Genomic DNA, 14402 nt, shown 5'->3' with positions numbered 1-14402 from the left:
AGCGCCGACTCACGGACTCACGCAGCAGACCGCCAAGATCTGAAACGAAAGGCGACACACGAGGCGAGCCACCACCTCAAAACCACCTCACTAGGGCCTGTGTGGTGTCGTGATCAAATGGTTGCTCGTAACTGCTGCCGCCCTCCAGGAAGCCGCCCAAAGTCCTTAGACCGTGTCCTACATGGTCAGTTGGCCGTTGTGCTGGGCATGGGGAGTGGGCGGTGGGGATGGATCGCTCCGGACGGCTTGTGGGAGATCGCGAGGCCGCTGTTGCCGGCGGCCCGCGTGCGGCCGCAGGGTGGCGTGGTCGCGAACATCGATGATGAGGCGGTGTTCGCCGCGATCATCTACGTGCTCGTCAGCGGTTGCGCCTGGCGGGCCTTGCCACCGTGCTTCGGAGCATCGAAGTCGACCGTGCATCGCCGCTTCGCCATCTGGTCCCGCGCCGGAGTCTGGGGCCGGCTGCATCAGAAGGTTCTCCAGTTCTTGGACGGCCAGGAGCTCATCGATCTGTCCCGTGCAGTCCTCGACTCAGCTCATGTCCGCGCTAAAGTGGGGGCGAACAGGATCCCGTAGGTCTGCTCGACCCTCCACCGCTTCGGCTGCGGCACGAACCCCATGACCTGCGGGTCGCGTGCGACGATCTCGACATCTATGCCCAGGCCGCCAGTCGACTGCCAGTTCTACCGGGGCTCCGCTCCTCATGTCCGCCGAAACCGCACCTCACCCTCTGAACAACCCCACCCGAGCCATAACTTCACGGCCTTGGAACTAGTGACACGCCATCTCAGCTCGCTCACAGGTGTTTCCGCAGGTCAATCCGCGTTTTCGCTCCCTAGTCGACACCACTAAACGATCACCACCCCCGCGGCCGGCACGAGGCACCACTGGCGCCTGTGCGCCCGCCATACAACAGTTGACCACACCGGCTCGGCAAGCCATGATCTCATCGACCAATTGATCGAGTTGTCGGCCTACTTGGGGGGAAACCCGATGAAGAAGAAGTTCAGGAACCGTGTTATCACGCTTGTGGCGGCGGGTGCCCTCTTTGGCGGAAGCTCCCTCACTTTTGGAGCGACTAACGCGGTGGCAGCCGACTGGACCTTCGAGAAGAGCTCGGTGTCTGACGACGGGAGCTTCAGCATCGTCGCCTACAACAACGGCACCTACGCGGGCGCCATGGTGTGGAACGCCGATCCCGGGTGCTGTGGTATCCCCGGCGACGCGTTTGAGGTGGTGGACCGGCTCTCCGACGGGTGGGGCATGGAGGCGTCAATGATCTCTCCGGCGACGGGGCGCGTTGCCACCACGCGCGGGCACGCGGCCACCTACACCAGCCCGTGGAACACTGGCAATCTGACAGAGGACAGCGCAGTTTACTTTCAGCTTTGCGCGGTCCAGGGCGATTCCTCGCACTGTAGTCTCGGGTACGGCGGTCACGCGTAACCACACGCTGACCGCTTGATCTCCAGACATCACGCCGCTCGCTCCAGCAGCTGAGGGCGAGCGGTCACGTGGCTGCGGGCGGCCGCGGTGGTTTGTGGTCCGGTCCTCCTCTTCTCAGGGCAAAATCGGCGAACGCCCGTTCGCGAGGTCGACGGCTTCTCACGAGCTCCATGTAGCGCCACCGGCGGCCCGGCTGCTCCCGATTGGCGACGGTGCCACCAGGCCAGGCACTACTGGCGACAAGCCAGCATCGAGGAGCTGCTCGCCGCTGGGACCCGCACGCGTGGCTCCGGGCATCGCCAAGCCAGCGAGTTCGACATGGCGCGTGCTCAACGCCGATAAGGACCTGTCCGACGGCCAGCCTCCACAGCTACGGGGGCTGGCCAGCTCGCCGTCGGCCGCGCCACAGACCAGCCCGAAGGAGCAGCCGACCGTGCAGGCAAAGACGGCGACCACCCGGGTCCTGCGCGTCCTGCCCGGAACCCGCGAAACGACCGCGGCCGCGCAGCCCACCGACCGCACCACGGCCCCGAACCAGCAGCGCCCGCGCTACGAGCCGTTGCACGCCGGGGCCGTGCACGAACTCGCCGAACAGGCCGCGCGGGTGCTGTTGCCCGCGCAATTGGCACAGGAGCCGGTCCCGTTGGCTCGCGCTGCCTGGCAGATGAGCACCGCCTACGAACGGATCGCCGTCCTGCTCGACGAAAAGAAGAGCGGGCGCCATGTCGAGATGGCCGAAGACTTGGTCAGCAAACTGGGCGACGCACTGCGCCACGCTCACGCGCAGCGACCAGCTAGCCGCCCGCACCTTCGAGCACCGCGCGCCGCATCCACGACGAACTCCTGTCCGGTCGCACCGAGGAGCGTGTCACTCTCCTCGTCAACCCGACCGCCGGGAACGGCAAGGTGGAGTCGCTGTACCGGTCGTGGGGCTACGTGACGATCAGCGGGCAACAACCCTCGGTGGACTCGCCCGTCCTGGCGGCGATGGTCCGCGATATCTCGTTGTAAAACCGCCGACCGCCGGAGACGTCAGCTCCGCTGCCGATTCGCAAGGGACTGGAAATGGATCAAGCATGAGCGGAAAACGGGACTAACAGCCACCTGTGAGCAGGTCTTCCTCGAACTCCCATCCGCACGGATCAGTCTCGATCAGGCTGCGAGTCGAAATATCGGATCCTGTCCTCCTGAAGGAGTTCCTCGGCCACGGCCGCGTACGCCGCATAGCCCGTCGGATCGGCCATGAAGGCCCGGTACTCGTACTTGCCGTCAGCGTTCCAGCATTGGTCGGTGTACGTCACGTGGACCACGCCGTCCTTGTACCTGTGGAAGCTGCTGATGGCACCGGATCTCATCAGGCGGATGAACTCGTCCTGGCCCATCACCCGGTCTGTTTCGCGACGGACTGCAAGGCCCCTGAGGATCTCGATGATCAGTGACGTGGTGTTCGCCAGACCCAGGACGGCCATAGCCGTACCCACCGGATACAGCACGACAAGGACGGCGAGACTGCGGGTTTTCGCGATCAGCACGAACGCCGCGGCGGCTCCCGCCGGGAATGCGAGAGCTCCCGCCATGAACAGGGGAGCCAGTGCTACCGCGAGGATTTCTGACCCCGCCTGCCCCTTCGGCGCCAACCAGCGGTAGACCGCCATGGAGGTCACCGCAAGCACCACCGACACCACCAGAACAACCCATAACACCCACAGCACCCGCATGCGAATCCCCGTTGGCATCTCGGCGTTGAGCCCCTGGACTGGGAAACGATTGCCTTGCGGGCTCGTGTCTGGAGTATCGCCGCATTGCCGGGGGCGCACATGAGCACGGCTACTCAAGTGGCGGTGTGCGCGGGACTGTATGTGCTCAACGGGTTCCTGATCGGCTGGGCGAAGGCCTACGCGGTGATAACTGGGATCACCTCGCCCGCGGCCGCCCGCCCCCAGTGGTGCGCCTGGCCGTTGTCCCTCGCGGGCTGGGCCGCGATCCCCGCAATCATCGGAGCCGCGGCCGGCGGAGGCCATGATCACGGGGACGGTCAGGGCAGCTGGACCCACGCGCAGGTGGGGCCGTGCCCGTGGACCGACGAGACCGTCGCGATGTGACCGTCGGTCATCATTCACAAGGAGGAACGCCGCCGAGTAGCCGGATGCCACCATGGCGACCCCTACCGTCTTGCTACGGGCATTCACGCGGGCGGTCCGCGTGAATGCCGAGCACAGGGGGGCACCAAGGGTCGGGCCTGCAGCGGCGGGCAACTTCCCAGGAGGTTGCTCCTGGGCTGGTACGACGTCCTTCAGGGCGGGGGTGGATGGCGAGGCCAAGGCCCCGCATTGTGGCGCCGCCGTCGCAGCTGATGCCATCCGACCAGCTGATATCCGCCTAATATGTCGATCATGCAATCAACCGCCGCGGAGGCCTTGGAATCGTGTCGGCGCAACTTTGGCGCCGCTCCGCGGAAGATCGGTTGGTGGGACAAGCACCGATACCTGCGCATGCCAACCCCGGCCTGGTTGGACCACGATGACGGGTTGCAGCAACTCTTCCTACAGCAGGACCTGCTCCTGAGCGAAGGCCGGATCGTGTGGGCACACCTGGTGCAGGCGAATTCCCTGCTGTTCGTGCCCGGCCCGAACGACCACCCGGCAGTGGTGATCTACAGCACCGACGCGTTCTACGACGATCGTCCCGAGGAACTGGCCCACATAGCCAAGGCGCTGTATGCGGTAAAGGGACAGGAACAGCGCGATCCCGACATGCAGGCCTTCTCCGCCATGCTCGCCAGCGAGATTGCGCGAGAGATGCGACTTCCGGTGCCACGCTCCCTGACCGGGGACACCGCAGTGTTCTGTACCGAGGTTCTCGTCGCCCGGCGCCACCTGCAGTACGCGGTCCTGCGCTGGTCACAGTTTCCTCTACTCATTCACCCGTCCACCAGCTCGACCATGATCCTGCCCAGCCGATACTGGGCACCGGAGATCCTTGCCGCCGTACAGCGTCGCTGAAACAGCAACCTGTGGGCGCTGAGCGGGCCAGTCCGCTGGTCCGCGGGAGCCGGATCCGCGTGTGGTCGAATAGCCGCATCAAGGCAACGTTGGTTACCCGACCTTACGAGGGTCGGCCTGTCAGACGAGAGCACTAGCGTGTGCGGCTATGGCCGACATCTTTGAACTCATGCTTACGCTGGACCTGCGCGACGCATTGTCGGAGGAGGAGCTCGCCGAGCTCCGGTGGCACCTCGGACTGGGCCCCCGGCCGGAGGTCTTGCGGATCGTGACCGATCTTCCCTCGGCGGATGATGATCAGGAGAGCCTCGTTGTCGAGGACGATCCTGAGCCACTTCTGGGCTGCCAAGGAGAGCCGTTCAAGGTTGACGGTGCGCTGGTCTCGGTCCTGCTGCGCAAGCAGGACACCCGAGGCGATGCCTGGGCTCTGACCAGCCGGCAAGAGATCCACCCAGACGACTTCGAGCGAACGGGCAGGCTGCTCAGCTGGCTCGCGAGCAAAGCTGGCGATGTGCACCAACGCCACGATGGCAGCGTCGACCTGGGGTGGACTCGATTCTATGAAGAGCGCCAGCCCGAGCCACTGGTGGTGCGTGGAGGCGTGGTCATCTGGCCGTTGATGGGATGAGTCGACTGCGGCGATGCCCTCAGGCAATTCATACGCCCACGAGCGCCGCGGCCGTAACGCCGGCGGTACAGTCCCCGCGCACCAAACGTCCTGCGGCCCGCGCCGGTCGCCTCGTGAGCGATCCCAAAGAGGGTGAATGCGCCGAATCCAGCGATCAATGGACTGGCTGCAACCGCTGCTCCTCGAGCCTTGTCTTCATCGTCATGGCAGCCATTCGAAGGTCACGTTCCGCCCCGGATGATCGGGAGTTACGGCTGTGGAGGGTAGGGCGGGCGCTGGGTCTCGCCTTCGCCGCCGCGGTCCTGGTCGCGGGCGGCGTTTTCTACGGGCTGGTGGTGCTGCTCGGCTTCAAGGAGATCGACAGAGCGCAAGTAGTGCGATGAAATGAGTGGAATGCGAATATTGAAGCCATGAGGTGATCGCTCGACGACCGCGAGGGAGTGGCACGTGCACGCCTCGGATGACTCCTTCGACGGGCCGATTCGTCGGCTCTGCTGTACCCGGCCGGCACCATCCGCTCCCTGAACGCCCCGGTGGCTACGGCGTTCGGCAGCGTCTTCGTCAGCCCCATGCGCAGGCCCGGCCCGGGCGTCGACTAGCAGGTCGAACCCCAGAGTGGCCCAAGGTTTCGCCATGAAAATGGACCATACCCCTGGGATGCTCCGCTCCTAAGGTCGGAGACATGACGACGAGCGAATAGTAGTCCGGCCGACGCTGTCCAGATCGGCCGGCCGCTTCCTATCAGCCCCGCCGAGGGGATGTCGAACGGGCTTTCCATCCCTGCAACGTTTCCACCAAAGAGACAAATGACCGAGGAGGCAATTCCGATGAAAGCGATCGTGGTGACGGACCAGGCTGCGGGAACGGCCGGGATGACGCTGGTGGAGCGGCCCGAGCCGCAGGCATCGATCAACGACGTCATCGTTCAGATTCATGCATCGGGCTTCGTCCCGACCGAGATGGAGTGGCCATCGACCTGGACCGATCGCGCCGGCCGTGACAAGACACCGTCGATCCCCGGCCACGAGCTGGCCGGAGTGGTCACCGCCCTCGGCTACGGCACGACGGGGCTGTCGATCGGGCAGCGGGTGTTCGGCCTCGCCGATTGGCACCGTGACGGCACCCTGGCGGAGTACGTGGCGATCGAAGCACGCAACCTCGCGCCGCTGCCCGGCGACGTCGACTTCACGGTAGGCGCGTCCCTGCCAATCTCAGGTCTGACCGCGTGGCAGGGGCTGTTCCAGCACGGCCGCCTTCAGTCTGGCCAGACCGTCCTCGCCCATGGCGCGGCCGGGGCAGTCGGGACGATGGTGACCCAGCTCGCACGTGAGGCTGGCGCTTACGTCATCGGCACCGGACGCGCCGCCGACCGTGAGAAGGCACTCGACTTCGGCGCGCATGAGTTCGTCGACCTTGAGAATGACGCGCTGAAGGACGTCGGCGACGTCGATCTGGTCTTCGATGTCATCGGTGGCGACGTTCAGAAGCGGTCCGCTGCCCTGATCAAGGCTGGAGGAACGCTGGTGTCCATCGTCGGCACGGTCGAGGCGCGACCCGCTGAGGGCCTGGCGGTGGACTTCGTTGTCGAGGCCGATCGTGCCGAATTGGGTGAGATCGTGCAGCGGGTGCGGGACGGACGGCTGCGGACGAACATCGGTGACGTCTCGACCCTCGACGATGCCGTCGCCGCCCTCAACCCGACCGAGCGACGCAAGGGAAAGACGATCATCCGCGTTCGTCCGTGAGGACTCGGGGACAGTGACCGGTCCTCCCCTCCTCGGGCAAGAGCGCCCGGAGCTGGATCCGCCGCTCGGAGTGGCACCGAGCCAGCCGAAGACGCTGGCGCCGCCGATCCGGTGCGGCGGGACCGTACGCGCGGAGGATCGGCAAATGATCGCAAGAGCGAGCGAATTGATCGATTTCCCCGCGCGTCCCGTCGAGCCTCCTTATGCTCAGCCGCGTGGACGAGGCCCCCGACGGCATGGCTGACCAGCAACAACGGCGCGCTCGCCTTCGGCTTGCACGCCGGCGCACGGCTCCGGCTCGCGTCCGGGGGCGGGTCCGTGACGAACAGCAAGTTGCGGACCCCAACCCGGCACCGGAAACCCGCAGGCGTATCCCGTGGGTGCACATCCGCACGGTCGTCGGTGCGGTGGTAGCAATCGGCAGCCTCGCCTTCACCGGCGTGGCCACGTACTACGGCGCCGTCGTAGCTCGACAGCAGCTCGAACAGTCCGTAGGACACCGACGCGTGTCCTGCCCTCCAGGACCTGAAGACCGCTGTACGACGAGTCCAGGAGCCGTCGGTCGATCAGGATCGGCGGACGCCTCCACGGCCTGCTCACCCCGCCGCATCGCGATAACCCGCTCACGGGTCCGCTGACGCCTCCGCCAGCGCCTTGACCTGCACCGCCCCGAACAGAACACCGCCTCCGCCGCCATTGTCTGCGGCAGCGGATCACTACACATCTGGTGTGTGGGGGTTGGTGAGACGGCTCGGCGGTACTGCCGGGACTCCGCGCCGCACATGGGGTCATCGGGCTGCGGAAGAAGTACGGCGACACGCGGCTGCAGGCCGCCTGCAGGAAGGCCATCACGGTTGGTGATCCGTCCTATCGCAGGATCAAGGGCAGGCATCCTGGTCGCCGGCACCGAGACAGAGAACGAGACCGAGCCGGACACCGGCGACGCGGGGGCCGCGGCCTTCCTGCACGGCCCCGAGGGACTGTTCGCCGCCGACATTCCCGCCCAGACAACGTCGAACTCCACGACGACCAGGGCCACGGCGATGCCGAGGAGGCCACGCGATGAGCGTGATGACCACCGCCCTGCGCGAGTCGCTCAAGACCGCGGCTTTCGGGGATGCTCGAAACCCTCGACGCCCGTCTCACTCAGGCCCAAGGCGGCGAACTCGGTCACCTGGACTTCCTCCAGGTCCTCTGCCAGGACGAGATCACCCGCCGTGAAACCGTTCGCCCTCGAACGGCGCCTGCGCCGGGCCAGGTTCGAACAGCAGGCCACCTTGGAGGGCTTCGACTTCCATGCTTCCCCGAAGCTGCCCGCCGCCCAAATCCGCGACCTCGCGGCCCTGCGCTGGCTCCACTCCGGCGAGTCCGTAATTCTGTTCGGACCACTCGGCGTCGGGAAAACACACGTCGCCCAAGCTCTCGGCCACCAAGCCGTCCGGCAAGGCGCCAACGTCCGCTTCGCCAAGACCAGCCGCATCCTGGGGCGAGCTCGCCGGCGGCCACGCGGACCGCACCTGGGACAAACGCATGCGTGACCTCATCGGGCCCGACGTGCTCATCCTCGACGACTTCGCCATGCGTCAACTGTCAGCGTCCCAGGCCGACGACCTCTACGAACTCGTCTCCGAGCGGCAGGGACGGTCCCTGATCATCACCAGCAACCGGGCGCCCAGCGACTGGTATCCGCTCTTCCCCAACCCGGTCGTCGCCGAGTCACTCCTGGACCGTCTGATCAACGCCAGCCACCAGATCATCATGAACGGCCCCAACTACCGACCCCACAATCGGCCCAAGGGACCGACCCCCAAGCCGGACACACCTGCCGGCTAGAGATCCGGGCACTCTTATCCAGTGCCCTCAGCGGCCGAGAGAGCCGATGAAGCGGTCCAGCCGAGAGACGACTTGCCGCAGGACATCAACGGATCCTGCGGCATCGTCTGCGAGTTCCAGGCCATGGTCCGCCGAGGGCACTTCCAGGACCTCGTGCCGCAGGGACGCGGCGATTCGTGAATCCCACAGCTTGTCGGCACCTCCGCCGATGAGGAGGGTCGGCTCCGTGGCCCGCTGAAGAGCCGCGGTGACGTGATCGATAGTCAGGACCGGGGTGAGCCAGGCCGCAGGGATGCTCCTGTCAGCTGCGATGCCACAGGCGAGGGAGCCCAGGGACTTGCCGATCAGCAGTCGACAGGCTCCCGCTTCGGCATCGACAGCCTCGGTGACCTGCCGTTCCACCCATTCGATCCGGTCGTCCACGCTGAACTGCGAGAAACCATCGGGGATTTGCCACCACAACTCCTGGACCGTCCAGCCGTGCTGGAGCAGGACGCTACGGGCGAAGTGCAGCAGCGGCCTGGCAGGCGAATAGCCGACTCCTGGAACGACGACTGCGACACGATCGCGGGCTCCGTCGAAGCGGGTGGGCACGGCGAATGAGACGGGATCAGGCATAGCCGCAGACTACTCGCCATCCGATCATCCGACTCCCAGAGCCTGACCGCCGCTACAACCACCACCTGGGGAATTACGTGACCACGGCACCTGGGGAATTACGGGCTCTGGCGAAGATCTTGTGATGGGCTGGCTGCTCGGAAATAAGGGGTGGACGGCATTGGGATACTGCTTGTCATGGCCGTCACCCAGCTGCTTGCCCGAGTCTCTGTGGAGTATCTCGCCGTCTGTCGGACACGCGCCGCAGAGTCATCCGATGGTGATCACCAGTGGGACCCGCTGGCGACTGATTGTCTCGACCTCGACTGGGCGCCAGCCATGCTGGCACGCGTGTGTGAGATCGGCGGCATCGATGACTTGCACCTTGCTGGCCTCGGGCAGGCCACCGACGGTGGCGTGGTGCTGAACGTCGGTTTCCTCAATGCTCACCCCCATGCCATCGGGCCCTTCGGGCCTGCGCCGACAGCCCTTGAGCCGTCGGAGGTCACTCGAGTCTCCGGTCTCCTCTGGGAGATCGACTTCCCGGCCCTTCTGGCGGCGCTGCCGTCCAGCAACCGTGCGGCAGGAGTGCTGGTCGGCCACGGAGCTGAAACTCTCGTCAACGGGCCCAGAACGTATCTGATGGACCATTTCGACGCGCTTTGCGAGTTCTATGCAGGAGCCTCGAAACGGGGCCTTGCCGTCGTCTCATGGTGGGATTGACTCCCCGACGGTGGAATGTTCTTCGCCGGCGTGCCTGACTGATGGTCAAGGGACGGGATCAGTCCGCAAGGAGTATCCGCTTACGGAGCAAGTCAAGGTTGGCTCGGCCGTAACCCTTCCGCTTGATCAGCTTGATTCGCGTCACGTGGCCCTCGACCTGGCCCGAGCTCCACGCAGTGGAGAGGCCGGCGGTGACGGCCTCCTGATCCCGGCGTGGGCCGGCGACCAGGGAGTGCAGAGCTGGTAGGTCGTCGGCGAGGACGCGGTCCATCCAGTCGGGCAGCAGGTCGCCGCGTCGGTCATGGGGCATGGCGGCGAAGTCGCGGACGTGTCTGGCCGCGGCGTCCAGACGCGGGCAGGCAGCCCTGATCTCCTTGAGTTCCTGGGCGTCGCTGGCGGCCAGACCGTCCGGGGCGGTCATGATCCAGCGGACCACCCGGCGAGGACGCGGGGCGGGCCGCGGAGCGACGGGAAGCCCGCTCTCCTTCGATGACCGCAGGTATCGTCGAACGGTCTGGATGTCTCCGGGGAAGCCGAGTTCCTGGAGTTCACGGTGGAGTCGGGGGATGTCGTGACCGCCCTCGTCCCATCGTTGGTGCAGGTGAGGCTTGTACTCGTCGAGGATGGACTGCCGGTTGACCGCCTTGACCAGCAACTCGTCGATGCTGGTGGCACGGGCGAAGCGGCGCACGGTGGAGTGGTCCAGCCGCAGTTCCCGGCCGATCGCCGTCAGGGACTTACCCTCGGCCAGCCGTTCCTGCGCCGCGTAGCGATCCCCGGTGCGGGCGACCAGGCGCCGTGGGCGGCCGAGGCAGTCGTGTGTCCCGTCCGGAGGATCGAAGGGGTGGCTCCTGCCGCCGACCGTTTCCGGCTCGGCGGTCGAGGTCGTCGCGAACGCGGAACGGATGCAGGTGTGGTGCGAACCGACCCGAAAAACACGAAGTCATGGCGATCCCACCGGCTGCGCCGAAAACCCTCCGGCGCCATCGGGACACGACATGTGCTCATCTCGTCGGTGAGGACGCGCGCGGCCTGTTTGAGGCCCATCAGGCCAGCCATGGCAGCAGTCTGACGGCCCCCATTGACAAGGACGCAGGTCTGCGAGAACGCTGCCAAGAGAGTGCCGTCCACGTGCTCCCGGTGCTATTCGGTACCCAGTGTTGCAGCACACGGATGTCTACTACGGCCTGCTGATCTGCCGACGTCGACGGCACGCCCCTGCGCGGGACGCCATCCCCGCGCGGAGCTTCGGCTCAGCAGTCGGCGCCGGGCGCGTGGCGGCTTCAGCTCCCCCCCAAGCGGCCATGATGTAGGCCTCGGCGTGCTGCTGCCCGAGCGCTGCTCCGCCCGCGAGGTAGCCCTCCAGGCGGGGACAGTCGGCCGGGAAAAGGACGAACCGTCACGAACGGTCTGATGCGAGGAATCCGCGCGGTGGCGCACGTGCTCACCACCCCGTCCGACCATCAGTTTCCGCTCGCTTGTGCCGTCGGCGGGGCACGACGCTGGTGGCCTCACCGCAGTCGAGGTGGCCTTCCTCACCACCGACAGCACCATCACCGCACGGTACAACGGCCGGCTGAACACAGCCGGATCCGGTAACTTGGGCGCGTCATTCGACGCTGACATCTACGGCGCCCGGCTGCAGATACTGCTTCCCTTCGGGAAAACCGACGCCGCCCTCCGATACTCCTTCGACCTGGAGAGCCACGACCCGGCGGACGCGATGAAGATGCTGCGCCTGCGCCTGCACCAGCGACTGCGTCGTACCGCAGCCGGCCCGTGACGTACTCGTCGCTGTCCCGGCTGAATCCGTCAGCTACGACATCGCGCAGGTCGCGAAGCCGGCGGAATGAGTCGTCCGCTGGCCCGACGATGTAGCGGGGCGCGCGCAGATCGATACCTCGTAGCGCAGGGCTGTGGAGGCTTCGAAGGCTTCCCATACGGCACGCGCGCGCTCGTGCGGATCTGAATCTGGCTCTCGCACGGCGACGCGTGGGCCTTCGCCGCCCCCAACGGCTCTCCGGGCGCCAAGGCCCATTGCCGCCGACGCCGCGACGAACACGGCGACTGGCACGCATCTGCCCTCCGTAACCGCTTCAACCGCATGCTCGGCCAGCTCTATCACTGCCTTCAGCACCACAAACTGTTCGATGAGCAGACGGCCTTCCCCATCCCACTCGCCACCGCAGCTTGACTTCTGGCGACGTGAGGCGTCTTCGCTGCGAGAGGTCACTCATCACCTGTTCTGTCTCAGTGAATCTTGACCGTTCTCATCGATTCCTAATGCCGTTTGTCAAGCCTGTTTTGGCCGGCGGGGGCTCAGCTGGTAGGCACCTGACACGTCTCGATCGTTGTAGTTACTGATCGGCGTTGCAGCCCACTGGCGATGAGCTCCATCTCGACCAGCGTGCCAATCAGGCCGGTCTCTTTGAGTTCGTCGGCCATCGCGCGCGCCTGTTTCAAGGACAGGTGAAGTGCCTCGCGCAGAACTCGCAGGACCGCGATGAGGCTCGGCTCGTTGTCCGCGAGGCGAAGCCGCGCGGATCCGTGCTCGGCCAGCAGGGCCTGCCGGATCTCCTCTGGCGTCGCACCGCCTGTGTCCTGCTCGCACCACCCGCTGAGACAGGACTTGCATGCCCCTTCGGTGCCCCACCACAACTGCCCGCGGTGGATGTACTGGCCAATGTCGCATATCAGCGCACCCCCGCAGCCATCACACCGCGCCGTGACCTTCACTCCTTGAGTGATCACCGAACTCCTCGTCCCCGGGCGCCGATCAGCGAATCCTCCCGCAATCCTGCCGATCCGGCGACCGTGATATCGCTGGGCTGGGAGGTCGGCACCAGGACAGGAGTCTCAGGCTGCAAGCGGCGTCGGCGGCGTGAGTTCGTAGCACCGTCCGTCGCGCAGGAGGGCCCATAGAACGTTGACGCGGCGACGTGCGAGAGCGAGGACGGCCTGGGTGTGGCGCTTGCCCTCGGCTCGTTTGCGGTCGTAGAACCGGCGGGACTCCTCGCACGTTCGGATGCTGAACAAGGCGGAGGTATAGAAGACGCGTTGGAGGTGGCGGTTGTATCGCTGGGGGCGCCGCAGGTTGCCGCTGATCTTTCCGGAGTCCCGCGGTGCCGGCGCGACGCCCCCGAAGCCGGCGAGCCGGTCGGGAGTGCCGAAGACGGCCATGTCGCCGCCGGTGGCGGCCAGGAACTCGGCACCGAGGATGACACCCAGGCCGGGCATGCTGGTGATCACTGCAAAGTGATGGTGCTCGCGAAACCGGGCCTCGATGAGCTTGTCGATCTCGGTGACCTGCTGGTTGAGACCCAGCACCTCCGACGCCAGCGTGTGCACCATCCGGGCCGTCAGCCTCTCGCCCGGCAGGCTGGTGTACTGGCGCTCGGCAGCCTCGACGGCTTTCTCGGCCAGTTGGTCGGCGCGGTAGACCTTGCGGTTCCGCAGCCATGTTTCCAGCCTCTTGCGACCGATCCGGCGAAGTGCAGCCGGCGTCTGGTAGCCGGTCAGCAAGACGAGCGGGCCGGTGTTGGTGAGGTCGAGCGCGCGCTCCAGGCCGGGAAAGATGCCGGTGAGCTGGGCGCGGAGGCGGTTGACGGTGCGGGTGCGGTCGGTGACCAGGTCCATGCGACGCCCGGTGAGGATCTTCAGATCGGTGACGGTCTCGTCGCCAGCTCGTAAGGGGTGCAGGTCGCGGCGGATACGGGCCTGGTCGGCGATGACGGCTGCGTCCTTGGCGTCGGTCTTGCCCTCGCCGCGGTAGCCCTCGGAGGCGCGGTGGATGGCCCTGCCGGAGAGGTAGAGCACTGGTTGGTCGTGGTTGAGGAGTATGGCGATGGCAAGGGCGGCTCCGCCGTCGGCCAGGTCGATGCCCCAGGTCACCTCGTCGCCCAGGGCCAGGACGTCGGCGAGCAGTTTGAGGAGTTCGGGTTCGTCGTTGGCGACGCGTCGGGACAGCAGCCGACGGCCGCTCTCGTCGATCGCGACGCAGTGGTGATGGGTTTTGCCTGCGTCGATGCCGGCCCAAATCGCGGCCATGTGGTGCCTCCGTGCGGTGGGTGCTGATGTCTCCCGACGGACGACCTCGCTGTCGATTCCCTACGGAGCGATCATTCGCAATTCCTAATTGGCAGCCGAGTCGTCGTGGGACGTCGGGCGGCCAATCGATGCCAGCCACGAGTGGCAGAAGGTTGAAAGCCACACCCGACGTCCCTGGGTGGATGAACCATACGAAGGGCTCACCCAGTGCCGCAGAACAACGTAGGGAGGGTTGAGCGGTCTGCTCAGAGTCGATCGGGCGGAGCGCGGCGAGCGCCATGGGCAGCACCTGCACGCCGCCGCTCTCCCGCTCGCGTCGCCCCTCCCTTGTCTCCCGACCGGCCGTCCCACAGACTGACGGCACTGCGAAAGAGACTCCAG

14 protein-coding genes and 4 pseudogenes are annotated in these 14402 nt (G+C 66.1%); 12 read left to right on the top strand and 6 right to left on the bottom strand.

The features are described from left to right. Positions 1–207 precede the first annotated feature (207 nt). A pseudogene (locus AC07DC_RS41770) lies at positions 208–558 on the top strand (transposase); the annotation flags it as partial. 5 nt (positions 559–563) lie between these two features. On the opposite strand, the pseudogene AC07DC_RS41765 reads toward AC07DC_RS41770, so the two are convergent. Then, positions 564–662 (bottom strand): annotated as a pseudogene (locus tag AC07DC_RS41765) (IS5/IS1182 family transposase); the annotation flags it as partial. Between the two features lie 331 nt (positions 663–993). On the opposite strand from AC07DC_RS41765, the gene AC07DC_RS41760 reads away from it, so the two are divergent. Beyond that, positions 994–1446: a hypothetical protein gene (locus tag AC07DC_RS41760; protein ID WP_478920196.1), complete on the top strand. Its 453-nt coding sequence runs from the start codon at positions 994–996 to the stop codon at positions 1444–1446. Between the two features lie 283 nt (positions 1447–1729). Then, positions 1730–2386 (top strand): hypothetical protein, encoded by a 657-nt coding sequence (locus tag AC07DC_RS41755; protein ID WP_478920194.1) that lies wholly within the window; start codon positions 1730–1732, stop codon positions 2384–2386. Positions 2387–2588: 202 nt separating this feature from the next. Here the strand turns inward: AC07DC_RS41755 and AC07DC_RS41750 are convergent, their stop codons facing one another. Beyond that, the gene (locus AC07DC_RS41750) at positions 2589–3164 is read right to left on the bottom strand and encodes a hypothetical protein (protein WP_478920193.1); all 576 of its coding nucleotides are present in this window, start codon (positions 3162–3164) and stop codon (positions 2589–2591) included. A gap of 99 nt (positions 3165–3263) precedes the next feature. Between AC07DC_RS41750 and AC07DC_RS41745 the strand changes: the two genes are divergently transcribed. The 6 genes and pseudogenes from AC07DC_RS41745 to istB all read left to right on the top strand — a co-directional run bounded on the left by AC07DC_RS41745 (position 3264) and on the right by istB (position 8654). Beyond that, positions 3264–3548: a DUF6313 family protein gene (locus AC07DC_RS41745; RefSeq protein ID WP_478920192.1), complete on the top strand. Its 285-nt coding sequence runs from the start codon at positions 3264–3266 to the stop codon at positions 3546–3548. Positions 3549–3830: 282 nt separating this feature from the next. Then, positions 3831–4448, top strand: a complete 618-nt coding sequence (locus tag AC07DC_RS41740) for a hypothetical protein (RefSeq protein WP_478920191.1) — start codon at positions 3831–3833, stop codon at positions 4446–4448. Between the two features lie 148 nt (positions 4449–4596). Then, on the top strand, positions 4597–5076 hold the full coding sequence (locus tag AC07DC_RS41735) for a hypothetical protein (RefSeq protein WP_478920190.1): 480 nt from the start codon (positions 4597–4599) through the stop codon (positions 5074–5076). A 113-nt stretch (positions 5077–5189) separates the two neighbouring features. Next, positions 5190–5459: a hypothetical protein gene (locus AC07DC_RS41730; RefSeq protein WP_478920189.1), complete on the top strand. Its 270-nt coding sequence runs from the start codon at positions 5190–5192 to the stop codon at positions 5457–5459. Positions 5460–5903: 444 nt separating this feature from the next. Then, positions 5904–6821 carry an NADP-dependent oxidoreductase gene (locus AC07DC_RS41725; RefSeq protein ID WP_478920198.1) on the top strand — a complete coding sequence of 306 codons (918 nt, stop codon included), beginning with the start codon at positions 5904–5906 and terminating at the stop codon, positions 6819–6821. Between the two features lie 1062 nt (positions 6822–7883). Further along, positions 7884–8654, top strand: a pseudogene (gene istB / locus AC07DC_RS41720) (IS21-like element helper ATPase IstB). 27 nt (positions 8655–8681) lie between these two features. Here the strand turns inward: istB and AC07DC_RS41715 are convergent. Continuing rightward, positions 8682–9272 (bottom strand): alpha/beta hydrolase, encoded by a 591-nt coding sequence (locus AC07DC_RS41715; RefSeq protein ID WP_478920188.1) that lies wholly within the window; start codon positions 9270–9272, stop codon positions 8682–8684. A 177-nt stretch (positions 9273–9449) separates the two neighbouring features. Here AC07DC_RS41715 and AC07DC_RS41710 point away from each other — a divergent pair, with 177 nt between their 5' ends. Next, positions 9450–9974 (top strand): DUF1877 family protein, encoded by a 525-nt coding sequence (locus tag AC07DC_RS41710; protein ID WP_478920187.1) that lies wholly within the window; start codon positions 9450–9452, stop codon positions 9972–9974. A gap of 58 nt (positions 9975–10032) precedes the next feature. Here AC07DC_RS41710 and AC07DC_RS41705 read toward each other — a convergent pair whose 3' ends face one another. Continuing rightward, positions 10033–10665: a transposase gene (locus AC07DC_RS41705; RefSeq protein ID WP_478920186.1), complete on the bottom strand. Its 633-nt coding sequence runs from the start codon at positions 10663–10665 to the stop codon at positions 10033–10035. An 834-nt stretch (positions 10666–11499) separates the two neighbouring features. On the opposite strand from AC07DC_RS41705, the gene AC07DC_RS41700 reads away from it, so the two are divergent. Both AC07DC_RS41700 and AC07DC_RS41695 read left to right on the top strand, forming a co-directional pair. After that, complete coding sequence (locus tag AC07DC_RS41700) at positions 11500–11757, top strand: hypothetical protein (RefSeq protein ID WP_478920185.1); 258 nt, start codon at positions 11500–11502, stop codon at positions 11755–11757. 201 nt (positions 11758–11958) lie between these two features. After that, positions 11959–12168, top strand: a pseudogene (locus AC07DC_RS41695) (IS110 family transposase); the annotation flags it as partial. Positions 12169–12293: 125 nt separating this feature from the next. Here the strand turns inward: AC07DC_RS41695 and AC07DC_RS41690 are convergent. Together AC07DC_RS41690 and AC07DC_RS41685 are read right to left on the bottom strand one after the other, a co-directional pair. After that, positions 12294–12725, bottom strand: coding sequence for a hypothetical protein (locus AC07DC_RS41690; RefSeq protein WP_478920184.1), 432 nt, complete (start codon positions 12723–12725; stop codon positions 12294–12296). A gap of 105 nt (positions 12726–12830) precedes the next feature. Then, positions 12831–14021: an IS110 family RNA-guided transposase gene (locus AC07DC_RS41685; protein ID WP_478920182.1), complete on the bottom strand. Its 1191-nt coding sequence runs from the start codon at positions 14019–14021 to the stop codon at positions 12831–12833. Between the last annotated feature and the right edge of the window lie 381 nt (positions 14022–14402).

This window comes from Streptomyces sp. NPDC045021 (assembly GCF_056432645.1).
This window is presented reverse-complemented; position numbering and strand designations above follow the sequence as displayed.